This window comes from Stenotrophomonas lactitubi (assembly GCF_002803515.1).
GTDB lineage: Bacteria > Pseudomonadota > Gammaproteobacteria > Xanthomonadales > Xanthomonadaceae > Stenotrophomonas > Stenotrophomonas lactitubi.
The window spans coordinates 1,273,589-1,296,935 of the sequence record NZ_PHQX01000001.1 but is presented as its reverse complement, the minus strand read 5'-3'; the positions used below and the strand labels follow the sequence as shown (position 1 = coordinate 1,296,935).

The following is a 23,347-nucleotide window of genomic DNA, read 5'->3' as shown; positions in this document are numbered from 1 at the left end:
CAAACGCGCGCTCACGAACCGCACTCCAGCGGCAGAGCCAGCTGCTTGGCAATGCTCTCCCAGTCGAAGGCCACCACGCCCTGGTCATCGTGCACCGCGTACAGGGCGCCGTGCGGGAACCGCGGCGTCGGCTGCTGCATCATCCAGATGCCATCGGTGTTGGCCACGGTATTGCCCTGGAACGCGCCCACCGGCTTCAGCGTATGGCGGTCGAACAGATGGAACACGCTGCGCTGCTTGCCCTGCTCGGTGGTGATCCACCAGCCGTCCTTGCCGCAGGTGCGCAGCATCACGCCCTCGGCCTGCGCCTTGAACACGTCGCGACCGAAGGTGGTGCCGGTAAAGCGCCCCGCCAGGGTGTAGACCTTGAATTCGCTGGAGTAGCTTTCGTCCTCTTCGGCGATCAACAGGCGATCATTGGCCGGATCGCCCCAGATCGATTCGACCACGCGCAGCGCGCCGGCTTCGCTGGTATCGCCGATGCTGGCCGACAGCGTTGCCTGGACCTTGGTACCGTCACGGGTCACGTGGTACTGGCGCACGCGCTTGTCCAGCTCGGCCAGCGGCGGCAGGATGTCCTTGCCCTGTGCGTCCTCGCCGTTGTCCCAGGAGTCGGTGACGTAGACGCTGTAGCCATCGGCGCGGCGGTCCACCCACAGGCCGTAGGGCTTGCGCAGGTCGTCGGCACCGAAGGTGGCCAACGGAGCGAAGTCCGGCAGTGACAGCACCTGCACGCGATGGTTGTCGCGCTCGACGATCCACAGCAGGTCATCGGTCACTGCGATGCCATTGGGACGATCGAACTGGCCCAGGCCGGTGCCGGTGCTGCCGACATCACGCAGGTGCTGGCCATTGCTGCCGTCGTAGACCACCAGCTTGTCGGTGGCCTTGGCCGTGGCGATCAGCCAGGTCTTGCCATCCGGTGCCTGCCAGGAAGCCGGTGAATCGATGTTGTCGGCTGGGGTCATCGGGGTCAGGAACGCCTCGGCGATGGTCGCCACCTTGCGCTCGACGGGTGCCACAGCGCCCGTCGCTGCAGCCACGGCCGGCGCCTTGTCCGCTGCCGGCGTGCAGCCGGCGGCAAGAACGGCGGCCAGCGAGGCGGCCATCAGGGTCATGCCGCGCACCATCACAGCGCCACCTTCAGGCCTACGGCGTAGGTACGGCCATACTCTTCCAGCTGCAGGGTGCGCGAGCGCGTGCCCTGGTACAGCTCCAACGGCTTGTCCAGCAGGTTCTGCGCTTCGAAGTACAGGCTCACGTTCGCGTTGAACTTGTAGTCCAGCGAGAAGTCGAGCTGGGTGTTGGGTGCCACGTAGATATCGAATGCACGGCCCTTGCCGATGGTGTCCAGATACTCGCTGCGGTACACCGCCGCAAGGCGCGTGCTGAGGCCGTACTTTTCATAGCCGATGTGTGCGCTGTACACGTGCTTGGAGGCGCGCGGCAAGGTGAAGTCCTCTCCGGCGCGATCCTCGATGCCCGCGTCGAATTCGGTGTCCAGCCAGGTGCCGCTGGCGCCCACCAGCAGGCCGTCCAGGCCGGCGGGCAGGAAGGCCAGCTGCTGCTGCCAGTTCAGCTCCGCACCACGCACCGTCGCCTTGCGGCCGTTGATCGGCTGGGTCACGTCGAAACCGCCGTACGCCGGATCGTTGGTGCGTACCGTCTCGACGATGTAACCGTCGATGGACTTGTGGAACAGACCGAGCGAGACGATGCCGGTGCTGCCGAGGTACTTCTCCACCGACAGATCGATGTTCTTCGACTCGTACGGGTCCAGCTCCGGGTTACCCAGGCGCACTTCCTCGTCACCACGGCTGTAGCCGACGCGCGGCGAGATATCGCCGAAGGACGGGCGCGAAACAGTCTTGTTGGCCGAGGCACGCAGCACCCAGTCATCGGCCGCGTCGTAGCGCAGGTGCAGGCCCGGCAGCACGTTGGTGTAGCTGCTGTTGGCAACGCGCGGGGTCACGGTGTAGCTGCGGCCGTTGGCAGCCACATCGACCTGGTTGCCCTCGGCCTTGAAGCGGGTGTTCTCCACGCGCACGCCGCCGATGATGCGCAGCGCACCGACATCCCAGGTGCCCATGGCGTAGCTGGCGAAGATGTCTTCGCTGGCGGTGTAGTCCTCTTCCAGCGAGGTCATCGCATTGGCACCGACGTCCTGCGGACGGGCGCTGAACTGGCCGCCGTTGGCCGCCCAGTACGCGCGCATGGCATCCGAATCCATGCCGTCACCCAGGGTGCCGTGGCGGTGATCGGGCGAGCCTGTGGTCCAGCTGGACAAGGCAATCTTCGGGCCGACGCGCAGCTCGCTTTCGTCGACGTTGACGTCGCGGTCGCGCCAGCGCCCCAGCAGGCCGAACTTGATGCTGCTGTTGTCGCCGTCGAAGCGCACGTTGACCTGCGCGCTGTGTTCCTTGTCGTTCACCTGCTTGGGCGAAAGCACGATGCGATCGAACGCGTAGTTCGCGTTGTCCAGCCACTGCGCATTGTCGAAGCTGTAGCTGGGCAGGCGGCTGCTCTGGTCCAGCGTGCCGTTGAAGGCCTTGCCGTTGAGCTTGAAGCGCGCCTCCATTTCATCGTTCACCCGCTCTTCGGTACGGGTGAAACCAACCTTGTAATCAACCACGGCGTTGGTCAGCTTGTTCTCGCCACCCAGGCTGGCCGCGAAGGTGTTCTCTTCCTTGGTGCGGTAACGCATGCGCTTGTCGATGGAATCCTTCGGCATGCCATCCAGACGGTACTGGTCGGTACCGGTCTTGACCATTTTCGCGTCGTCGAAATTGAAGATCACGCGCTGGCGGGTTTCGGCATCATCGAACTGGCTGTACAGCGCACGCAGGTAGTACTTGCTGTCCTCGTTCGGGCGCCAGTCCAGGTTGAGGTTGGCGCCGATGCGCTTGCGCTCGATCTCATACTTGCGGTGCTGCAGGTTGATCGCGGTGACGTCGCCCGGCGCGGCATCGTCTTCGCCGTCGTACTCCACTTCAGTGTTATCCGATTCGAACTTGCGCTTCTGGTAGTTCACGCCCAGCGCCACGCCGAAGGTGTCATTGAACACTTCGCTGTAGTTGAAAGCGGCCTTCGGGCTGGTTTCGCCGGACAGCTGCTGGTGGCTGGCTTCGATCTTGCCGCGCAGGCTGCGGCCGTCACGATCGAAGGCCGAGGCCGATTCAACCAGGATCGCGCCGCCGATGGCGTCGCCCGGCATGTCCGGGGTTGGCGACTTGACCACGCGCAGGCGCTCGGTCGAATCGGACGGAATCACATCCAGAGGCGCGGCACGGCTGGAATCTTCCGGGGTGCCGATAGCGATGCCGTCGACGCTGACGCTGTTGAGGTTGGCATCCAGGCCACGCACCACCACGAAACGGCCTTCGCCCTGGTCGCGGGTCACGCTGATGCCCGGCAGGCGCTGCAGCGACTCGGCCACGTTCTTGTCCGGGTACTGCCCCAGCGCATCGGAGGACACGGCGTCTTCGATGGCGTCGCTGCTGCGCTTGAGGTCAACCGCGCGTACCTGCGATTCCAGCTGCGCACGCACTTCGATGCGGTCCAGATCGGTCGCCGCAGCGCCGCCGCCGGCCGCTGCAGCAGTTTCGGCCGCCAGCACCGACGGGCTGGCCGTCACCAGCAGTGAGAGGCTGATTGCCAGGCCCAACGTGTTCTTCTTCTGCACAGCTATCCCCAACGGTGTAAAGATTGGGTCAGCACGGTATGTCCGCGAGGTTGCATGGGCATGACACCGGTGGAGCCTAGCCTGCCGGACCCGGCTCGGCAGCACCGCGCATTCCGCTTAAAATGGGGTTCTCCCCTTCTGCCAGACCCTCCCATGAAGATCGTCGAAGTGCGCCACCCGCTGGTGCAGCACAAGATCGGCCTGATGCGCAACGCCGCGCTCAGCACCAAGGATTTCCGCGAACTGGCCAACGAACTTGGCACGCTGCTGGCCTACGAGGCCACCGCCGACCTGGAAACCGAGCCGCACACCCTGCCGGGCTGGTCCGGCCCGGTCACCGTGCAGCGCATCGCCGGCGCCAAGATCACCGTGGTGCCGATCCTGCGCGCCGGCCTGGGCATGCTCAGCGGCGTGCTGTCGCTGATCCCGGCCGCCCGCGTCAGCGTGGTCGGCCTGCAGCGCGATGAAGAAACCCTGCAGCCGGTGCCCTACTTCGAGCGCCTGACCGGCCGCCTGGAAGAGCGCGATGCGCTGATCCTCGACCCGATGCTGGCCACCGGCGGCACCCTGATCGCCACCATCGACATGCTCAAGCGCGCCGGTGCCCGCCGGATCAAGGGCATCTTCCTGGTTGCCGCACCGGAGGGCATCGAAGCGGTGACGGCCGTGCACCCGGACGTGGAGATCTACACCGCCGCGATCGACGCGCAGCTCAACGAAAAGGGTTACATCCTGCCGGGCCTGGGTGATGCCGGCGACCGCATCTTCGGTACCCGCGTGGGCTGAGATCGACCGGGGTCGGAGCGCTTTCGAAAGGAAGTGCTCCACCTGCTCCAGGCACCTTCACGCCGGCTTTGCGGCGACGGGCGAATGCTCCGCGCACCCGCCCTGCCCTGGAGCCACCATGAAAGCATCATTCCTGCTCGCCGCCGCCCTGCTGCTCAGCCTCCCGCTTGCCGCCAACGCAGCCACCCCGCAGCAGCAGCGCATGGCCGACTGTTCGGCCAAGAACAAAGGACTGAAGGGCGACGCCTACAAGTCCGCGCAAAGCACGTGCCTGAGCTCGCACGCAGCCGCCCCGGCAGCCCCCACCACGCCGCAGGAACGCATGAAGAAGTGCAATGCCGACGCCGCCACCAAAAAGCTCGCCGGCGACGCCCGCAAGACCTTCATGAGCAGCTGCCTCAAGGCATTGTAAAAGCAGCGAAGAAAGGCCCATCCACGCATGGCGTGGATCTACTGACCGTCATTTGGAATCTGTCCGTCGAATGGGGTCAGAGCCCGTTGCCCGGCAACGGGATCCGACCCCCGACAGATCGCGAAAATCTGTCAGCGGCGGGGCGGTGTCGGATTGCGGGGTGTCAGCCGCATGGATGCGGCTGCCAAGCCTACAGGGACGTACTTGCGGCGTCCCCGCAATCCGACACCGCCCCGCCACCCCACGGATAGCCCGCTGTTGCTGTTGCCGTTGCCGTTGCCGTTGCCGTTGATTCGGCAGGTGCAGGGCGCAGCCCTGCCGGCAAACCTCACCCCAACGCCCGCGCCTTCAGCTCGCCCTGCTCATGCAGCGTAACGAAACGCCCCTTCTCATCCCGCCCGACCTGCGCCAGCGCCACCTGCGGGTCATGGGTGAAGAACAGATGTACGTTGCGCGCCAGCTTGTCCTCCAGGAACTGCCGCTTCTCGTCGATCAGCAGCTCGGCATTGCGGTCGTAGCCCATCGTGATCGGCACGTGCACCCACGAACGACCGGGAATCAGATCGGCGCAGAACACCACGCCGCCGTGCGCCCCTGCGCCTGCGCGCCCCTGCCCCACGATCTCGGCCAGCATCAGCCCCGGCGTGTGGCCGTCGCTGTAGCTGAAACGCACGCTGTGGCCGAGCACCTTCGAATACTCACCGTCCACCACTTCCAGGCGCCCACTGGCCTGCAGCAGGCCCGGCAGTTCCGGAATGAAGCTGGCGCGATCGCGCGGGTGCGGCTGCAACGCGCGCTGCCAATGCTGCGCACCGACCACGTACGTCGCATTGGGGAACAGCAGTTCCGGTTCACGGCCTTCGCGCCACGCGGCCAGCAGGCCGCCAGCATGGTCGAAATGCAGATGGCTGAGCACCACCACGTCGATGTCTTCGTGCTCGAAACCGGCTTCGCGCAGTGAATCGATCAGCACATGCTGGCTTTCCTGCACGCCATAGCGCTCGCGCATGCGCGGATCAAAAAACGCGCCGATGCCGGTTTCGAACAGCACCGTCTTGCCCTCAAGCGGGCTCGCCAACAACGCACGACAGGCCAGCTCAATGCGATTGAGCTCGTCCGGTGCTGCCCATTTTTCCCACAACGCACGCGGTGCGTTGCCGAACATCGCACCGCCATCCAGGCGCTGGGTATTACCGCGGATCGACCATAGTTTCATGGCGCAATTATCGGCCGCCGCTCGTTAAATAGTCGCTAGCGGGAAAACAAAAACCCCGCCGGTAAAGGCGGGGTTCTCAGATCCGCGTGCGCCGGGCATGGCCCGGCGCTATCGCCGGATCAGGGAGCCGGCACGACCTGGGCGCTGCCGACCGGGTTACGCGGATCGCTGCCGCCAAACAGCTTGTTGGCCTTGCGGTCCCACTCCACCGTCTGCAGGTTGCCCCACACATGGCTGGAACCACGGCCACCGGCGGCGACCTCGCCCGGCAGGTCGATCTTGTGGCCCATCGCCTGCAGCTGCTTGATGGTGCCAGCGTCGAAAGCGTTGCTCTCGGCTTCGATCAGGTCCGGCAGCCACTGGTGGTGGTAGCGCGGCAGCGCGGCGACCTGCTGCGCATCCAGGCCAGCGTCGTAGCCGAGGATGCCCAGCAGCACCATGGTGATGATGCGGCTGCCACCGGGCGTGCCCAGCACGATCACCTTGTCGTCGTTCTCCATGAACGTCGGCGTCATCGAGCTGAGCATGCGCTTGCCCGCTTTCGGTGCATTGGCGGCGTAGCCCATCACGCCAAAGGCGTTTGGCGTGCCCGGCTTCAGCGCGAAGTCGTCCATCTCGTTGTTCAGCAGCACACCCGTTCCCTTCGGAATCAGGCCCGAGCCGTACAGCAGGTTGACGGTCTGGGTGGCGCCGACGCGGTTGCCGTCACGGTCGATGATCGAGAAATGGGTGGTCTCGTCATCTTCCAGCGGCGTCGGGTTGCCCGACAGCAGGTCGCTGGGGGTGGCCTTTTCCGGGTGGATGGTCGCACGCAGGCCCTGCGCGTAATCCTTGCTGGCCAGCACCTTCTGCGGGATCTGCACGAAATCCGGATCGCCGAGGAAGAAGGTGCGGTCACGGTAGGCACGGCGCATCGACTCGACCACCAGATGGGTGCGGTGCGCCGCATCCATCTGCTTGATGTCCCAGCCTTCCAGGATCTGCAGCATGCTGGCCAGGGCGATGCCACCGGAGGACGGCGGCGGCGCGGTGGTGATCTTCCAGCCGTTGTAGTTGAAGACGATCGGCGCGCGCTGCTTCACGCGGTAGCCGGCCAGTTCCTCGGCGGTCCACTTGCCACCGGCCTGCTTCACGCCGGCCAGCAGCAGCTTGCCGGTTTGGCCCTTGTAGAAGCCATCGAAGCCGCCGGCTGCCAGGCGTTCCAGGGTCTGCGCCAGCTCCGGCTGCTTGAACAGGTCACCGGTGGCGATCGGCTTGCCATTGCGCAGGTAGACCTCGCGCGTACCGGGGTAGCGCTCCATCACTTCGCGGCGCGAGGCATAGCCTTTGGCCATGCGCTCATAGACCGGGAAGCCTTCACGCGCGATGCGGATCGCAGGCTGCAGCGAGGCCGCCAGCGGCAGCTTGCCGTGCTTGGCTGACAGTTCGACCAGCGCCGCCGGCAGGCCGGGAATGCCGGCCGACCACGGACCATTGACCGAACGATCGCGGTCCAGGTCGCCCTTCTTGTCGAGGAAGGCCTGCGGCGTGGCTGCGGCCGGGGCGGTCTCGCGCGCGTCCAGCATCACGTCCTTGCCGGTCGCCGCATCGTGCAGCAGGAAGAAGCCGCCGCCGCCCAGTCCAGAACTGATCGGCTCGACCACGGCCAGGGTCGAGGACACCGCCACCGCCGCATCAAAGGCGTTGCCGCCCTGGGCCAGGATGTCGACACCGGCCTGGGTGGCCAAAGCGTGGCCGCTGGCGATGGCCGCGCCATCAGGGCGCTCGGCACGGACCGGGGCATCAGCCCAGGCGACGGAACTCAGCAGCAGGCCGAGCAACAACAAGGGGCGGGCGAACGGCTTCATTCGGATGGGGGCTCCGCATAGAGTTCGGGATGATCGTGCTGCAGTTGGCGCAGCTTGGCCAGCAGCTCGATTTCGGTTTCGACGATGTCCGGATCGGGGTCGATGCATTCGACCGGGCAGACGACCACGCACTGCGGTTCGTCGAAATGACCCACGCACTCGGTACAGCGGGCGGGGTCGATCACGTAGATGGTTTCACCCATCGTGATGGCCTGGTTCGGGCAGGCCGGCTCGCATACGTCACAGTTGACGCAGAGCTCATTGATTTTCAGCGACATGGCGATACTCCACGCCCGCGCCTTGGGACAAGGACCGGCCTGCGCGGGCGCGCGGGCCGGTCAGGTCATCAGCGGCGCCCATCGCAGGGCACCGCCCGGGTCGTGCCGAAGCACGACCGCCTCGGCTCGGTCTTACTTGGCTTCGACGAAAATGTACTCGGCACCGGTCGGCTGGACCACGGCCTGGACGCGGGCGTTGTCGGCGGACTGGCCGATGAAGACGACGCGCACGCCCTTCATGGAATCCGGCGAGACGTCCTTGAACACGACCTGGATCATGTCAGCCATCTTGCCCGAGGCCGACGAACCGAAGGCCAGCATGTTGCCCGGCTGCACGCCACGGGCCACGGCCTGGGTCGCGCTTTCGGTCTGGCGCTCGTACTTGGCCTGGAAGTCCGGGTCGGTTTCCGGCGAGAGGTAGTACAGGAACGGGCTGTTGGTGATGTTGCCCATGTTCTGGATGGCCACTTCCTGCAGGTACTTCTTCCAGCCTGCGTCGTCTTCCTTGGCCGGGGCGACCAGCGCCTGCTTGGCTTCGTCGACCGGAGCGGCTTCTTCCTTCTTGCAGGCGGTGAAAGCCAGGGCAAACGAGGCGATCAGCATCGCGCGCATGGTGTTGTTCATGGGTTTCCTCCCGGAATGTTGCGTGTTGGTGTGCGTAATGGGGTGCGTGGTACTACAGGATCTACTGCTGGGCAGGGCTTACGACTGCGCCGACTTCGCTTCGCGGACCTTGCGCAGCGCCTCGAGCACGGCGGCCGGCACGAAGCCGGACACATCGCCACCCAGGCGTGCGATCTCGCGGACCAGCGAGGACGAGATGAAGCTGTGCTGCTCGGCCGGGGTCAGGAACAGGGTCTCGACCTCCGGAATCAGGTGGCGGTTCATGCTCGCCATCTGGAATTCGTACTCGAAGTCGGACACCGCGCGCAGCCCGCGCAGCAGCACGCCGCCCTGCACCGAACGTACAAAATGAGCCAGCAGCGTATCGAAGCCGATGACCTCGACGTTGCTGTGGTGGCCCAGGGCGCCACGCGCCAGCTGCACGCGCTGTTCCAACGGCAATGCCGGTCCCTTCGAGGGGCTCTGCGCCACGCCCACCACGACCTTTTCAAACAGCGGCGCGGCCCGGCTCACCAGGTCGATATGACCGTTGGTGATGGGGTCGAACGTGCCGGGATAGACGGCGATGCGGCGGTTGGCCACGGTCATGGGCGGTTGCAGATGTTCAGATGAGGTCAAAGTGTAGCAGCGGCACGGCGGTACAGGGCAAAGCGCACCTCGCGGGTGCTGCCATCGCGGTGCAGCAGCCATTCCGGGGGCAGCACCGGCACGTGGCTGGACGGCGACTCCAGGTACAGCCAGGCATCGGCGGCCAGATGCCGCGGCAGCTGGGCCAGCACGTCCTGCCACATGCCGTCGGCGAACGGCGGGTCGATGAACACCAGATCGGCCTGCTGCGCCGGCGCGGCCTGCAGCCAGCGCAGCGCGTCGGCCTGAGCGACCGTGACGCTGTCGCCCGCCTGCAGTTTGACCACGGCAGCGGACAGATTGCGCGCCAGTTGCGCGTCGCGCTCGACCAGGGTGGCGTGCGCGGCACCGCGCGAGACGGCTTCCAGCCCCAGCGCGCCGCTGCCGGCGAACAGGTCCAGCACGCGTGCCCCACCCAGCTTGGGCATCAGCCAGTTGAACAGGGTTTCGCGCACGCGGTCGCTGCTGGGCCGCAGGCCCGGCAGGGTCGGCACCGGCAGCCGGGTATTGCGCCAGCGCCCGCCGATGATGCGGACCTGGCCGTCATTCGCAGTACGGCCGCTCATCGGCGCCCCCGGCGGGAGGTATTCGAGAATTTCAGCATGAGCGGGATTGTAGTTCGGCCGGGCTGCGCCCGGGTACGCGCCAACGCATGCGCGCTGTCGCTCCCACGCTTCGCTGCGCGAAACGCGGGCCCCCCTTACCAACGCCCATACCCCCGCCGCTTCGCGGCCGCCCCCTGACTCAGGGGGCTCTGCCCCAGACGCAATCCGAATCTGACAGATTTCCATCCACGCATGGCGTGGATCTACTGGCCACCGGCCAACTGTCGAAGGCGGGGCACTGTGGGTTCGCGGGGTGTGAGCCGCATGGATGCGGCGACCAAGCCCCCATGGACGGGTTCACGGCGTCCCCGCGAACCCACAGTGCCCCGCCATCCCACGGAATGCCGCTGTTGCTGTTGCCCTGGCCTCTGCGGGTGCAGGGCGCAGCCCTGCCCGACCAACCCCTTGATTTCGGGACAATCACCCTTACCCCTTGGCGAGGCCGCACGCGCTGACGCGGCACCGCACATGGAGCCCTACCCGATGACCGAAACTGTCCAGACCGAAACCCTTGGCTTCCAGACCGAAGTCAAGCAGCTGCTGCAGCTGATGATCCACTCGCTGTACTCCAACAAGGAGATCTTCCTCCGCGAGCTGGTCTCCAATGCCGCCGACGCCGCCGACAAGCTGCGCTTCGAAGCCCTGACCCAGCCCGAGCTGCTGGAAGGCGACAGCGAACTGCGCGTGCGCGTCAGCTTCGATCCGGCCGCGCACACCATCACCATCGAAGACAACGGCATCGGCATGAGCCGCGCCGATGCCATCACCCACCTTGGCACCATCGCCAAGTCCGGCACCGGCGACTTCCTGCGCCAGCTGTCCGGCGACCAGAAGAAGGACTCGCAGCTGATCGGCCAGTTCGGCGTCGGCTTCTACAGCGCCTTCATCGTCGCCGACGAAGTCGAAGTCACCTCGCGTCGCGCCGGCCTGGCTGCCAGTGAAGGCGTGCGCTGGACCTCGCGTGGCGAAGGCGATTTCGATGTCGCCACCATCGACAAGGCCGAGCGCGGCACCCGCATCGTGCTGCACCTGAAGGATGGCGAGCACGACTTCGCCGACGGCTGGCGCCTGCGCAGCATCCTCAAGAAGTACTCCGACCACATCGGCCTGCCGATCCAGATGCCCAAGGAAGGCGGCGAAGAAGGTGCTGCCGTCGAATGGGAGACCGTCAACCGCGCCAGCGCGCTGTGGACCCGCCCGCGTACCGAGATCAGCGATTCGGAGTACACCGAGTTCTACAAGCACGTCGCCCACGATCACAGCGATCCGCTGGCCTGGAGCCACAACAAGGTTGAAGGCAAGCTGGAGTACACCTCGCTGCTGTACGTGCCGGGCCGTGCGCCGTTCGACCTGTACCACCGCGATGCGCCCAAGGGCCTGAAGCTGTACGTGCAACGCGTGTTCGTGATGGACCAGGCCGAGCAGTTCCTGCCGCTGTACCTGCGTTTCATCAAGGGCGTGGTCGATTCCAACGACCTGTCGCTGAACGTCTCGCGCGAAATCCTGCAGTCCGGCCCGGTCATCGATTCGATGAAGGCCGCGCTGACCAAGCGTTCGCTGGACATGCTGGAGAAGCTGTCCAACGACAAGCCCGAACAGTACGCCACGTTCTGGAAGGAATTCGGCCAGGTGCTGAAGGAAGGCCCGGCCGAGGACTACAACAACCGCGAAAAGGTCGCCGGCCTGCTGCGCTTTGCCTCCACCCGTGGCGAGGCCGATGCACAGACCGTGTCACTGGCCGACTACATCGGCCGCATGGCCGAAGGCCAGGACAAGATCTACTACCTGACCGGCGAGAGCTACAGCCAGGTGCGCAACAGTCCGCACCTGGAAGTGTTCCGCAAGAAGGGCATCGAAGTCCTGCTGCTGACCGATCGCATCGACGAGTGGCTGATGGGCTACCTGACCGATTTCGACGGAAAGGGCTTCGTCGATATCGCCCGCGGCGACCTCGACCTGGGCTCGCTGGAGAGCGAAGCCGACAAGCAGGAACAGGAAGCTGCAGCGAAGGACAAGCAGGGCCTGGTCGAACGACTGAAGACCGTGCTCGGCGATGACGTGGCCGAAGTGCGCGTGTCGCACCGGCTGACCGATTCACCGGCGGTGCTGGCCATCGGCGAACAGGACCTGGGCCTGCAGATGCGCCAGATCCTGGAAGCCAGCGGCCAGAAGGTGCCCGACAGCAAGCCGGTACTGGAGATCAACCCGGGTCACCCGCTGATCGCCAAGCTGGACGCCGAAGCCGATGGCGCACGTTTCGACGACCTGGGCCGGGTGCTGTTCGACCAGGCTGCGCTGGCCGCCGGCGACAGCCTGAAGGATCCGGGTGCGTACGTGGCCCGTCTGAACAAGCTGCTGCTGGAGCTGTCGGCCTGATTGACGCCGGTATCGCCCAGACTGGTGGGTGCCAACCCCGGTTGGCACCGCCATTGCCCTGGTGGGTGCCAACCCCGGTTGGCACCGCCATTGCCCTGGTAGGTGCCAACCTTGGTTGGCGCTTGGTTCGACTGCAAAAGCGTGCCAACCAAGGTTGGCACCCACCAGAGCGGATCGCGGTTGTCACCCGAAGCACGGCGAGGTTGATATTGCGCAGAAGCAGGCCACGATTGCCCTCAAGGCCAGCCACCGGGCCCGCCCAGAGCCGGTCGGATCAGGCCAGTCGATCCAGCAGCGAGCCCAGCATCTGGTCCCCGCGGCGGATCACCGCCGCGTTGGCAGCAAAGGCCACCACCTCGGCCTTGGCGGCCAACAGGTCACCCAGCGGCGCGGACGGGTCTGTGTCGCCAGTGGAGATCACGCGGGAGTCCACCCCGCCCTGCGCTGCGGCTTCGCGCTGCAGTTGCAGGCGCGTTGCATCCGCGGTCGCCAGGTTGGCCACGTTGTGCGCGGCCACCTGCACGCCCCGCTGGGCTGCACGCATCCCGCTGAGGGCAACACCGGTCACATCGTTCATCGGGGGTCTCCCAGGCCACCCAACGCAGCCTTCCGCACCGGTTAACGGCCGCGCGGCTGCGACCTTGAGTCCACGCCGGCCAGACAGGCCCGGGTGGTAGCATATCCCTCTGATTTCAGCGCCTTTTGCCAATGCTCAGTTTTTTCCGCCGCAAGAAGCCCCAGGACGCCGCCACACCGGACGCGCCCAAGACCCAGCACTACTCGGCTGAAGAGCTGGCGGCGGCATTCCCGTCGGCCGCGCCGCCCGAGCAGGCCCCGGCCGCACCGGTAGCCCCGCCCGTGGCAGAAGCGCCGGTGCCAACCGCCACGGCCGAAGTCGTCGCGCCCGCAACGTCAGCAGCGCCGCCCTCGCAGGCAACGCTGGAAGCGCCGCAGGAAACCACTGCCGAAGCCCTGCCGGAACGCGTGCTGGCACCGGAGAACTTCGCCGCCGAAGCGGCCGCCGCCGCTGCGGTCCTCGCTCCGCTGGCCCCGGTCATCCCCGCGCAGGAACCGGCCGCCCCCGCCGCCGACCTGCCGGTGCTGGTCGATGCCCCGCCTGCCCCGGCCGGCAAGCCCGGCTGGCGCGAGCGCCTGCGCAACAGCGCATTCGCCCGCAGCTTCGGCGGCCTGTTCTCGCGCAATCCCAAGCTCGATGACGACCTGCTGGACGAGATCGAGACCGCGCTGCTGACCGCCGACGTCGGTGTTGCCGCCACCACCGAGCTGATCGCCGACCTGCGCAAGCGCATGAAGGCGCGCGAATTCATCGATGCCAACGCCCTGCTGGCGGCACTGCGCGCCGATCTGATCGCGATCCTGCAGCCGGTGTCCAAGCCGCTGGTCATCGACCGCAACGCCAAGCCCTTCGTGGTGCTGACCGTTGGCGTCAACGGCGTCGGCAAGACCACCACCATCGGCAAGCTGGCCAAGCGCTTCAAGGACGAGGGCCATAGCCTGATGCTGGCCGCTGGCGATACCTTCCGCGCTGCCGCCGTGGCCCAGCTGCAGATCTGGGGCGAGCGCAACGGCGTGGCCGTGGTCGCGCAGGGGCAGAACGCCGATGCCGCCTCGGTTGCCTACGACGCGTTGCAGGCCGGCAAGGCCCGTGGCACGTCGGTACTGATCGCCGATACCGCCGGCCGCCTGCACACCCAGTCCGGGCTGATGAACGAGCTGGGCAAGATCCGCCGCGTGCTCGGCAAGATCGACGAAAACGCGCCGCACGAAGTGCTGATGGTGATCGACGGTACCACTGGCCAGAACGCGCTTTCGCAGCTGCGCCAGTTCAATGCCGCGGTCAAGGTGACCGGCCTGGTGGTGACCAAGCTGGACGGCACCGCAAAGGGCGGCGTGGTGTTCGCGCTGGCCCGTGAGTTCGGCATTCCGATCCGTTTCGCCGGCATCGGCGAGCGTCCGGAAGACCTGCGCGTGTTCGATCCGGAAGCTTTCGTCGACGCACTGTTGCCCGAAGCGCTGGGTGCCTGATACACCGCGCAGCCACGCATGGCGTGGCTCTACTGCAACCCGGTAGAGCCACCCCATGGGTGACCGGCCGCTGCCGTAGTAGAGCCACCCCATGGGTGGCTGCCTCCTGGAGTACCGATGCCCCGCCAGCCGAACGCCAGCGCCACGCCCGCTCCTGAGCACGGCTTCGTCGCCCGCCTGCTGCACTGGTTCGACGACCACGGCCGCCACGATCTGCCCTGGCAGCATCCGCGCAGCCCGTATCGGGTCTGGTTGTCCGAGATCATGCTGCAGCAGACCCAGGTGGCAACGGTCATTCCGTACTTCCACCGTTTCCTGCAGCACTTCCCCACCCTGCCCGACCTTGCCGCCGCCAGCAACGACGCGGTGATGGCGCAGTGGGCCGGGCTGGGTTACTACGCCCGTGCGCGCAATCTGCATGCGGCCGCCAAGCGCTGCGTGAGCGAACACGGGGGCGACCTGCCGCGTGATTTCGATGCCCTGCACAACCTCCCCGGCATCGGCCGCAGCACCGCCAGCGCGATCCTCAGCCAGGCCTGGAACGACCCGTTCGCGATCCTCGACGGCAACGTCAAGCGCGTGCTCAGCCGCTATCACGGCGTCGAAGGCTTCCCCGGCCTGCCCGCCATCGAAAAGCAGCTGTGGGCCATCGCAGAAGCGCAGGTCGCCCAGGTACCGGCCGGGCGCATGGCGGACTACACCCAGGCGCAGATGGACCTCGGTGCGACGGTCTGCAGCCGGTCCAGACCGGCCTGCGTGATCTGCCCGCTGCAGGCCGATTGCGTGGCCCGTCGCGAAGGCCGCACGGCCGAGCTGCCAACAGCAAAGCCGAGCAAGGTGCTGCCCGAACGCGAGGCGGTGGCCCTGCTGCTGCGCGACAAGCAGCAGCGCGTGCTGCTGCAGAAGCGGCCGGATACCGGCATCTGGGCGCAGCTTTGGACGCTTCCGCAGGCAGATGCGGGCAGCGAGCTCCAGGACTGGTTCGACGTGCACGTCGATGGTTCACTGGAAGATGCCGAGGAACTACCGGTGCTGCAGCACACCTTCAGCCACTACAAGCTGCATCTGCAGGTATTGTCACGGCAGGTGCACGGCCTGCGCGTGGAAGAACCCACGCTGCGCTGGGTCGGCGCCGCCGAACTGTCTGCACTGGGCCTGCCGGCCCCCATCCGAAAACTGCTTGATGGCACGCCCATCAAGGCCCCGAAGCGAACCTCCGCAAAATCCCGCAACCACGAGTGAGTGCCATGCCCCGAACCGTCTTCTGCCAGTACGAACAACGCGATGCCGAGGGCCTGGACTTCGTGCCTTACCCGGGTGAGCTGGGCCAGCGCGTGTTCAACCACATCGGCAAGCCGGCGTGGACCGCATGGCTGGCACACCAGACCATGCTGATCAACGAGAACCGCCTCTCCCCGCGCAAGCCGGAGCATCGCGCATTGCTGGAAACGGAACTGGTGAAGTTCCTGTTCGAGAAGGACGCGGAGAAACCTGCTGGTTTCACCCCGGAAGCCTGATCTGGAGGTAGCGCCGGGCCATGCCCGGCGTTCCCGCATCCGCCGGGCATGGCCCGGCGCTACCGGCCTAGTTCGTGGACTCTTCGCGCTCCTGCACCTGCGCCTGGCGCATCTCCTTCTCCTCCGCCCGCAGCGACTTCACGTCCAGCTTGCGGATGGTCTTGATGAAGCACGGCATGCGCGGGCCGCTGGTCGGGTCGCGCACCAGCACCTTGTCGAACGGTGCCGAGACACGGCCCATGTGGCTGGTCAAGCCGATCGCTGGCGCGTAGGACAGATCCGGGCACGGCCCGCTCAGCTCCAGCAGGTAGGCCTCGCTGGGCTTGGTCCAGACCGCCAGCGCGCTGTCGCCCAGTTCGGTCCAGCCATTGAGGCTGCCGAAGAACTGCATGTCCTTCTGCGGTGCGCCGGCGTGGGCACGATACAGCTCCAGCTTCTCGGCACTGCCCAAGCGGCCAGTGGTTGCACAGCCAGCCAGGGCCAGGCACAGCCCGGCGATCAACAACGGGGTCTTCATGGCGATCTCCACGGGGGAACTGTGCCGATCATGCACCCGCCGGGGTGGTGCCGGCGCAACGGCCGGCAGCCCAGTTCAGCCGTTGGTCGGCGGCATCCCAACCGACCAGGGCCGGCATCCAATTCGGTAGCCGCCAACCTTGGTTGGCGCTCGGCCTGCGTGGGCCATCTTCAGCCAACCAAGGTCGGCATCTACCAAAGCAGATCCCGCGCCGGACTCCGGTAATCGCCCACCTTGGTTGGCGCTTGGCCTGCGTGGGCCATCCGCAGCCAACCAAGGTCGGCATCTACCAAAGCAGGTCCCGCGCCGGAATCCGGTAGTCGCCAACCTTGGTTGGCGCTTGGCCTGCGTGGGCCATCCGCAGCCGACCAAGGTCGGCATCTACCAAAGCAGATCCCGCGCCGGACTCCGGTAGTCGCCAACCTTGGTTGGCGCTCAGACGTCGGCGTGGGCCAGCGCGTGCAGGCGCCCTTCGCGCAGTTCCAGCACCCGGTCCAGGCGCCGCGCCAGCGAGCGGTCATGGGTGACCAGCACCAGGCTGGTGTGGCGGGCACGGTTCAGCTCGAGCATCAACTCGAACACTGTCGCCGCCGTGCGGTCATCCAGGTTGCCGGTCGGCTCGTCACCCAGCACGCAGGCCGGGTGATTGACCAGCGCGCGCGCCACTGCAGCACGCTGGCGTTCGCCACCGGACAATTCGCCGGGCTTGTGATCCAGGCGATGGCCGAGGCCGACCGATTCCAGCAGCGCAGTCGCACGCGTGCTGGCCTCCGCCACTGCGGTACCGGCCAGCATCACCGGCATCATCACGTTTTCCAGCGCGGTGAATTCCGGCAGCAGGTGGTGGAACTGATAGACGAAACCCAGCGCCTGGTTGCGCAGCAGGCCGCGCGAGGTGTCCGACAGCGCGGACATGCGCTGGCCGGTGACATAGACCTCGCCCGCGGTCGGCGTATCCAGCCCGCCCAGCAGGTGCAACAGCGTGCTCTTGCCGGCACCGGAGGCGCCGATGATCGCAACCGTCTCGCCTGCGGTCACCGTCAGGTCCAGGCCATCGAACACCGGGGTCTGCATGCGCCCTTCAGCGTAGGTCTTGCCCAGCGCTTCGGCACGGATCACTTCATCGCCGCGGTTGAAGACCTTATTCATAGCGCAGGGCCTCCGCCGGCTGGGTGCGTGCTGCCCGCCAAGCGGGGTACAAAGTGGCCAGGAAGCTCATCAACAGCGCGATCAGGGTGATCACCACGATGTCGCTGGTCTGCATGTCGGTAGGCAGGCCGGTGATGTAGTACACATCCTCCGGCAGCAGCTTGATCTTGAACACCGCTTCGATCGCGCCGAGGATGCGCTCCAGGTTCAAGGTCAGGGTGATGCCGCCGATCAGGCCTGCGAGGGTGCCGAAGATGCCGATCAGCGAGCCCTGCACCATGAACACCTGCATCACTCCGCCCGGGGTCAGGCCGAGGGTGCGGAGGATCGCGATGTCCGCCTGCTTGTCGGTCACCAGCATCACCTGCGAGGACACCAGGTTGAACGCGCCCATGGCGATGATCAGCGAGAGCAGGATGCCCATCACCACTTTTTCCATGCGCAGCGAGTGATACAGGTTGGCGTTCTGCTGGGTCCAGTCGCTGACCCGATACGCGCCGCCGAGGTTCTGCGCCAGGTCCACGCCCACCTCCAGCGAGCGGTCCATGTCATGCAGTTTCAGGCGGACGCCGGTGGCGCCATCGGAACGCAGTACGCGCTCCAGGTCCTTCATGTTGGCAAAACCCACACCGCGATCGACTTCGTTGTAACCGGCCTCGAAGATGCCGCTGACGGTGAAGCGTTTCATCCGCGGCACCGCGCCGGCCGGCGTGCCCTGCACTTCCGCGAAGGTCACCAGTACCTGGTCACCGACGTCCACGCCCAGCCAGACGGCCAGTTCCTTGCCCAGCAGCAGGTTGAAGCTGCCCGGGGTCAGGCTGCCGTAGCTGCCTTTGGTGACCTTCTTGTCGATCACCGACACCTTCGGCTCCAGCGCCGGGTCGATGCCCTGGATGATCGCACCCTGCACACGCGGGCCGCTGATCATCGACTGGATCTCGATATACGGCGCAGCACCGGCCACGCGCGGATCCTTGCTGGCCACATCGACCACGCGCATCCAGTCCGGCATCGGTTCGCCGTCGCGGCTGATGGTGGTGTGTGCGGTCATCTGCAGCAGGCGGCTGCGGATCTCCTTCTGGAAACCGCTCATCACCGCCAGCGTGGTGATCAGCACCGTCACCCCGAGCGCGATGCCCAGGATCGATGCCATCGATATGAAAGAGATGAAGCCGTTGCGGCGCTTGGCGCGCAGGTAGCGCAGGCCAATGGCCACGGGAATGGGTTTGAACATGCAGGCACGCCAGTCGATTCAGCCTATGGTGCCACCGACCGGGGCTGACGGGAAACGCCGCGTGCGGATACGGCCAGTCGCAGTTCACGTCGCTGCCCGCGATCGAGCACGTCCGGCCAGAACAACAGCCGTCGACGGTGCCAGCCCTCGCGCCACTGCAGCAGCAGCCAGGGCCCGCGCACCACCAGTCGCGGCTCGGCAATGTCCTGCCCGTCCACGCGCAGCGGCTCAGGCAGGGGCGGCAGCTGCAGCAACGCGCGGGGCCGCCGCAGGCGCCAGGCCAGTTCGGCCAGGCCCAGCACCCAGACCCCGATCAGTACGGGAACGAGGTGCTCCGGCGGCAGATCCGAGGCGCGCAGCAGCCACGGCGCGGCGAGCAGTACGGCCAACTGAGCACCGGCCTGAAGCCGCGACGGGCGCCACTCAAGGCTTGAGGGCGAGGATCTTGTGCATGAGGGGGATGGCGTGCGCATGCGGGCAGGCCTCGTAGCCCATGAACCAGCGCCACAACTTATCGTCCTCGCAGTCGAGCAGGAACAGGAAAACCTCGCGCTCTTCGGTCGGCGCACTGCTCCATTCGCGGTCCAGGTAGCGACCGAACAACTGGTCCAGTTCGCGCATGCCGCGCCGGCAACGCCAACGCAGCTTCTTCAGCAGAACATCTTCTTCCATCGTGTTTCTCCAGATACAGCAAAGCCACGCATGGCGTGGCTTTGCTGGGGTCATGCAGCTACCCGGCGCCGTATCAGGCGCGGCGTTCCATCATCAGCTTCTTGATCTCGGCGATCGCCAGTGCCGGGTTCAGGCCCTTCGGGCAGGTCCGGGCGCAGTTCATGATGGTGTGGCAGCGGTACAGCTTGAACGGATCTTCCAGATCGTCCAGGCGCGCACCGGTGTCCTCGTCGCGCGAATCGATGATCCAGCGGTAGGCCTGCAGCAGGATCGCCGGGCCCAGGTAACGCTCGCCGTTCCACCAGTAGCTCGGGCAGCTGGTCGAGCAGCACGCGCACAGGATGCACTCGTACAGACCATCAAGCTTCTTGCGGTCTTCCGGCGACTGCAGGCGCTCACGGTCCGGCGGTGCCGGGGTCTGTGTGCGGATCCACGGCTTGATCGAGGCGTACTGCGCATAGAAGTGGGTCAGGTCCGGAACCAGATCCTTGACCACGTTCATGTGCGGCAGCGGGTAGATCGGCACTTCCTTCTTGCCGCAGTCCGAGATGGCTCGAGTGCAGGCCAGGGTGTTGGTGCCGTCGATGTTCATCGCGCACGAACCACAGATGCCTTCGCGGCACGAGCGGCGGAAGGTCAGGGTCGGGTCGATCTCGTTCTTGATCTTGATCAGCGCGTCCAGGACCATCGGGCCGCAGGCGTCCAGATCGACATCATAGGTATCGGTGCGCGGATTGCTGTCGTCGTCCGGACTCCAGCGGTAGATCTTGAAGGTGCGCACGTTCTTGCCGCCGGTCTTGGCGGGGAAGTGCTTGCCCTTCGTGATCTTGGAATTCTTGGGGAGTGAAAACTCGGCCATGGCTGCTCTCGTTGGCTCAGGCGGCCCGCGCCCGAGGGCGCGGATTGCATGTTAGGCGGGGTCGGATCAGTACACGCGCGGCTTCGGCGGCACCACGGACACGTCATCGGTCAACGTGTACATGTGCACCGGACGGTAGTCGAAGCTGCACTTGCCCTTCTCGTCCACGCTGACCAGGGTGTGCTTCTGCCAATTGACGTCGTCGCGGTCCGGGAAGTCCTCGTGCGCGTGTGCGCCGCGGCTTTCCTTGCGCTGCTCGGCCGAGTTGATCGTCGCCACCGCATTCAGCAGCAGGTTGTTCAGCTCGTAGGTCTCGATCAGGTCCGAGTTCCAGACCAGCGAACGGTCGGAGACCTTTACGTCCTGGAACGAGTCGAAGATCTTGTCCATCTTCTCGCAGCCTTCCTTCAGCGTCTGGCTGGTACGGAAGACCGCCGCGTCAGCCTGCATGGTGCGCTGCATGCGATCGCGGATGACCGACGTCGGCGTATCGCCGTTGGCGTGGCGCAACTTGTCCAGCAGGCCCAGCGCCTTGTCGCAGGCGTCGGCCGGCAGGGTCTTGTGCGCCGCGCCCGGGGTGATCGTCGCAGCGCAACGATTGGCCACCGCACGCCCGAACACCACCAGATCCAGCAGCGAGTTCGAGCCCAGGCGGTTGGCACCGTGCACCGAAACGCAGGCCGCTTCGCCGATGGCGTACAGGCCCGGCACGACCGCATCGGGGTTCTCGCCGTCCTTGCGCACCACTTCGCCGTGGTAGTTGGTCGGAATGCCGCCCATGTTGTAGTGCACGGTCGGGATCACCGGGATCGGCTGCTTGTGCACGTCGACGCCAGCAAAGATGCGGGCGCTCTCGGCGATGCCCGGCAGCTTGTCGTCGATCACGCCCGGGCCGAGGTGGGTCAGGTCGAGCAGGATGTGGTCCTTGTGCTCGCCGACGCCGCGGCCTTCGCGGATTTCGATGGTCATCGAACGGCTGACCACGTCACGCGACGCCAGATCCTTGTAGTGCGGTGCGTAGCGCTCCATGAAGCGCTCGCCGCTGCTGTTGCGCAGGATGCCACCTTCACCGCGGACACCCTCGGTGATCAGGCAGCCGGCGCCGTAGATGCCGGTCGGATGGAACTGCACGAACTCCATGTCCTGCATGGCGATGCCGGCGCGCATGGCCAGGCCGCCACCGTCGCCGGTGCAGGTGTGCGCCGAGGTGGCGCTGAAGTAGGCACGGCCGTAGCCGCCGGTGGCCAGCACCACGCCCTGGGCGCGGAACAGGTGCAGCGTGCCGTCGGACATGTCCAACGCCAGCACGCCGCGGCAGGCACCTTCGTCATCGAAGATCAGGTCGAGTGCGAAGTACTCGATCATGAAGCGTGCGTCGTGCTTCAGCGACTGCTGGTACAGCGTGTGCAGCATCGCGTGGCCGGTACGGTCGGCCGCCGCGCAGGTACGCTGCGCCGCCGGGCCTTCGCCGTACTGGGTGGTCATGCCACCGAACGGACGCTGGTAGATCTTGCCTTCGGCGGTGCGGCTGAACGGCACGCCGTAGTGCTCGAGCTCGATGATCGCCGGAATCGCTTCACGGCACATGTACTCGATGGCGTCCTGGTCGCCCAGCCAGTCCGACCCCTTGATGGTGTCGAAGAAGTGGTAACGCCAGTCGTCCTCGCCCATGTTGCCGAGCGCAGCGGAGATACCGCCCTGGGCGGCGACGGTGTGCGACCGGGTCGGGAAGACCTTGGTCAGGCACACGGTCTGCAGGCCCTTGGCGGCCAGGCCGAACGTGGCACGCAGGCCGGCGCCGCCGGCGCCCACCACGACCATATCGTACTTGTGTTCGGTAATCTTGTAAGCGGACATCTAGTCTGGATTCCTGTCTTGGCGCCTGGGCTCAGGCAACGCCGAGGGCGATGCGGCCCACCGCAAACACGCTGACGATCATGCCGAGCACGGCGACGAACTTCACCGCGGTCTGCAGCACCAGGGCCAGCAGCGATTCGTGGATGTAGTCCTCCAGCACGACCTGCAGGCCGAGCTGGGCGTGCCAGAACATGGCGATCAGCAGGCCGATCAGCGGAACGGCGTTCCACGGCTTGGCGATCGCGGCAGTGGCGGTCACGTAATCCGAGCCCAGCAGGCCCAGCACGAACACCAGGAACCAGATGCCCAGCACAACCAGTGCGGCGGCGGTCAGGCGCTGATGCACGAAGTGCTCGGTGCCGGTCTTGGCTGAACCGAGACCACGCACGCCCTTCAACGGGGTACGGAACTTGCTCACGCGGCACCTCCGAACATCACATAGGCCCACACCGCCAGGGTGATCAGCAGGCTGCCGATCACCGACATCCAGCTGCTGCGGATGAAGGTGGCAATGCGGAATCCGATCGCGAAGTCCTGCACGATATGGCGGATGCCATTGCACAGGTGATAGGCGAACGACCATGTCCACGCGAACAGGAACACGCGGCCATACCAGGCCCCGGCATGGCCGGTGAAGCAGTTCCAGGATTCGGGCCCCATCATCAGAGCCAACAGGCCTCCGGCGATGATGAGGGCACCAACAGACAGAAAGACGCCAGTGGCTCGATGCAGGATCGAGGTGGCCATCTGAATCTGCCAGCGATACACCTGAAGGTGCGGAGAAAGGGGACGTTGTCTGGTCGCCATTCGCTGGGCTCGTTGTCTCGGCTGGGCGGCATAAGGCCGCGTTGGCTCAATGCTGGATCAGAAATCGATGCAGCGTCCGTTTTTTTCCCAATCGCCATACCGCACCGGATCGAGTCCGCCGCGGCCACCGAATTCTTCTTCCACCTCTGGTTGTTCCACGGGCACAGGGACCGGGGGAACCAGCGGGGCTTCAGCTTCGGCGTCGGGAGTGGGGGTTGTTTGGCCTATCATGATGG

At 66.0% G+C, this 23,347-nt stretch carries 25 protein-coding genes; 6 read left to right on the top strand and 19 right to left on the bottom strand.

Going from position 1 to position 23,347, the window contains the following annotated elements; all coding sequences use genetic code 11:
- Positions 1 to 11: 11 nt before the first annotated feature.
- Both CR156_RS06240 and CR156_RS06235 read right to left on the bottom strand, forming a co-directional pair.
- Complete coding sequence (locus CR156_RS06240; RefSeq protein ID WP_100552197.1) at positions 12 to 1,130, bottom strand: NHL repeat-containing protein; 1,119 nt, start codon at positions 1,128 to 1,130, stop codon at positions 12 to 14.
- A complete protein-coding gene (locus CR156_RS06235; protein ID WP_100552196.1) occupies positions 1,130 to 3,682 on the bottom strand; it encodes a TonB-dependent receptor in 2,553 nt (850 codons plus the stop codon). The genes CR156_RS06240 and CR156_RS06235 overlap by 1 nt, the downstream gene beginning before the upstream one ends.
- Positions 3,683 to 3,835: 153 nt before the next feature.
- On the opposite strand from CR156_RS06235, the gene upp reads away from it, so the two are divergent.
- Together upp and CR156_RS06225 are read left to right on the top strand one after the other, a co-directional pair.
- Positions 3,836 to 4,468 (top strand): uracil phosphoribosyltransferase, encoded by a 633-nt coding sequence (gene upp / locus CR156_RS06230; protein WP_100552195.1) that lies wholly within the window; start codon positions 3,836 to 3,838, stop codon positions 4,466 to 4,468.
- Positions 4,469 to 4,586: 118 nt separating this feature from the next.
- Positions 4,587 to 4,880, top strand: coding sequence for a PsiF family protein (locus CR156_RS06225; protein WP_100552194.1), 294 nt, complete (start codon positions 4,587 to 4,589; stop codon positions 4,878 to 4,880).
- A 328-nt stretch (positions 4,881 to 5,208) separates the two neighbouring features.
- Here CR156_RS06225 and CR156_RS06215 read toward each other — a convergent pair whose 3' ends face one another.
- The 6 genes from CR156_RS06215 to rsmD form a co-directional block, all read right to left on the bottom strand.
- Positions 5,209 to 6,096, bottom strand: a complete 888-nt coding sequence (locus tag CR156_RS06215) for an MBL fold metallo-hydrolase (RefSeq protein ID WP_089240389.1) — start codon at positions 6,094 to 6,096, stop codon at positions 5,209 to 5,211.
- Between the two features lie 119 nt (positions 6,097 to 6,215).
- Positions 6,216 to 7,943 carry a gamma-glutamyltransferase gene (gene ggt, locus CR156_RS06210; protein ID WP_100552193.1) on the bottom strand — a complete coding sequence of 576 codons (1,728 nt, stop codon included), beginning with the start codon at positions 7,941 to 7,943 and terminating at the stop codon, positions 6,216 to 6,218.
- Complete coding sequence (locus CR156_RS06205) at positions 7,940 to 8,221, bottom strand: YfhL family 4Fe-4S dicluster ferredoxin (RefSeq protein ID WP_025878828.1); 282 nt, start codon at positions 8,219 to 8,221, stop codon at positions 7,940 to 7,942. The genes ggt and CR156_RS06205 overlap by 4 nt, the downstream gene beginning before the upstream one ends.
- A gap of 132 nt (positions 8,222 to 8,353) precedes the next feature.
- The gene (locus CR156_RS06200; RefSeq protein ID WP_089240385.1) at positions 8,354 to 8,845 is read right to left on the bottom strand and encodes a hypothetical protein; all 492 of its coding nucleotides are present in this window, start codon (positions 8,843 to 8,845) and stop codon (positions 8,354 to 8,356) included.
- Positions 8,846 to 8,923: 78 nt separating this feature from the next.
- A complete protein-coding gene (gene coaD / locus CR156_RS06195; RefSeq protein ID WP_008267036.1) occupies positions 8,924 to 9,433 on the bottom strand; it encodes a pantetheine-phosphate adenylyltransferase in 510 nt (169 codons plus the stop codon).
- 26 nt (positions 9,434 to 9,459) lie between these two features.
- A complete protein-coding gene (gene rsmD / locus CR156_RS06190; protein ID WP_100552192.1) occupies positions 9,460 to 10,038 on the bottom strand; it encodes a 16S rRNA (guanine(966)-N(2))-methyltransferase RsmD in 579 nt (192 codons plus the stop codon).
- Between the two features lie 522 nt (positions 10,039 to 10,560).
- On the opposite strand from rsmD, the gene htpG reads away from it, so the two are divergent.
- Positions 10,561 to 12,453, top strand: a complete 1,893-nt coding sequence (gene htpG, locus CR156_RS06185) for a molecular chaperone HtpG (RefSeq protein ID WP_100552191.1) — start codon at positions 10,561 to 10,563, stop codon at positions 12,451 to 12,453.
- Between the two features lie 274 nt (positions 12,454 to 12,727).
- Here htpG and CR156_RS06180 read toward each other — a convergent pair whose 3' ends face one another.
- The gene (locus CR156_RS06180; protein ID WP_100552190.1) at positions 12,728 to 13,030 is read right to left on the bottom strand and encodes a hypothetical protein; all 303 of its coding nucleotides are present in this window, start codon (positions 13,028 to 13,030) and stop codon (positions 12,728 to 12,730) included.
- A gap of 131 nt (positions 13,031 to 13,161) precedes the next feature.
- On the opposite strand from CR156_RS06180, the gene ftsY reads away from it, so the two are divergent.
- From ftsY to CR156_RS06165, 3 genes are all read left to right on the top strand, one after another.
- Positions 13,162 to 14,499, top strand: a complete 1,338-nt coding sequence (gene ftsY / locus CR156_RS06175; protein ID WP_100552189.1) for a signal recognition particle-docking protein FtsY — start codon at positions 13,162 to 13,164, stop codon at positions 14,497 to 14,499.
- Positions 14,500 to 14,616: 117 nt separating this feature from the next.
- Entirely contained in the window at positions 14,617 to 15,741 is a 1,125-nt protein-coding gene (mutY, locus tag CR156_RS06170) for an A/G-specific adenine glycosylase (protein ID WP_100552188.1), read from the top strand.
- Positions 15,742 to 15,746: 5 nt separating this feature from the next.
- Positions 15,747 to 16,016 (top strand): oxidative damage protection protein, encoded by a 270-nt coding sequence (locus CR156_RS06165; protein ID WP_093820188.1) that lies wholly within the window; start codon positions 15,747 to 15,749, stop codon positions 16,014 to 16,016.
- 67 nt (positions 16,017 to 16,083) lie between these two features.
- On the opposite strand, the gene CR156_RS06160 is transcribed toward CR156_RS06165, so the two are convergent.
- From CR156_RS06160 to CR156_RS06115, 10 genes are all read right to left on the bottom strand, one after another.
- Complete coding sequence (locus tag CR156_RS06160; RefSeq protein ID WP_100552187.1) at positions 16,084 to 16,533, bottom strand: DUF6491 family protein; 450 nt, start codon at positions 16,531 to 16,533, stop codon at positions 16,084 to 16,086.
- A gap of 435 nt (positions 16,534 to 16,968) precedes the next feature.
- Positions 16,969 to 17,682, bottom strand: coding sequence for a lipoprotein-releasing ABC transporter ATP-binding protein LolD (gene lolD / locus CR156_RS06155; RefSeq protein WP_089240372.1), 714 nt, complete (start codon positions 17,680 to 17,682; stop codon positions 16,969 to 16,971).
- A complete protein-coding gene (locus CR156_RS06150; RefSeq protein ID WP_100464876.1) occupies positions 17,675 to 18,916 on the bottom strand; it encodes a lipoprotein-releasing ABC transporter permease subunit in 1,242 nt (413 codons plus the stop codon). The genes lolD and CR156_RS06150 overlap by 8 nt, the downstream gene beginning before the upstream one ends.
- Positions 18,917 to 18,939: 23 nt before the next feature.
- The gene (locus tag CR156_RS06145; RefSeq protein WP_100552186.1) at positions 18,940 to 19,389 is read right to left on the bottom strand and encodes a hypothetical protein; all 450 of its coding nucleotides are present in this window, start codon (positions 19,387 to 19,389) and stop codon (positions 18,940 to 18,942) included.
- Positions 19,340 to 19,588 (bottom strand): FAD assembly factor SdhE, encoded by a 249-nt coding sequence (locus CR156_RS06140; RefSeq protein ID WP_100552185.1) that lies wholly within the window; start codon positions 19,586 to 19,588, stop codon positions 19,340 to 19,342. Before CR156_RS06140 ends, CR156_RS06145 begins: the two co-directional genes overlap by 50 nt.
- Before the next feature lie 73 nt (positions 19,589 to 19,661).
- Positions 19,662 to 20,447, bottom strand: a complete 786-nt coding sequence (locus tag CR156_RS06135; RefSeq protein ID WP_025878815.1) for a succinate dehydrogenase iron-sulfur subunit — start codon at positions 20,445 to 20,447, stop codon at positions 19,662 to 19,664.
- Positions 20,448 to 20,513: 66 nt separating this feature from the next.
- Entirely contained in the window at positions 20,514 to 22,304 is a 1,791-nt protein-coding gene (gene sdhA / locus CR156_RS06130) for a succinate dehydrogenase flavoprotein subunit (RefSeq protein ID WP_025878814.1), read from the bottom strand.
- 31 nt (positions 22,305 to 22,335) lie between these two features.
- Positions 22,336 to 22,722 carry a succinate dehydrogenase, hydrophobic membrane anchor protein gene (sdhD, locus tag CR156_RS06125; protein WP_025878813.1) on the bottom strand — a complete coding sequence of 129 codons (387 nt, stop codon included), beginning with the start codon at positions 22,720 to 22,722 and terminating at the stop codon, positions 22,336 to 22,338.
- Positions 22,719 to 23,111: a succinate dehydrogenase, cytochrome b556 subunit gene (sdhC, locus tag CR156_RS06120; protein WP_089240360.1), complete on the bottom strand. Its 393-nt coding sequence runs from the start codon at positions 23,109 to 23,111 to the stop codon at positions 22,719 to 22,721. The genes sdhD and sdhC overlap by 4 nt, the downstream gene beginning before the upstream one ends.
- 57 nt (positions 23,112 to 23,168) lie before the next feature.
- Positions 23,169 to 23,342 carry a DUF1674 domain-containing protein gene (locus CR156_RS06115; RefSeq protein ID WP_080149151.1) on the bottom strand — a complete coding sequence of 58 codons (174 nt, stop codon included), beginning with the start codon at positions 23,340 to 23,342 and terminating at the stop codon, positions 23,169 to 23,171.
- Positions 23,343 to 23,347: the final 5 nt, after the last annotated feature.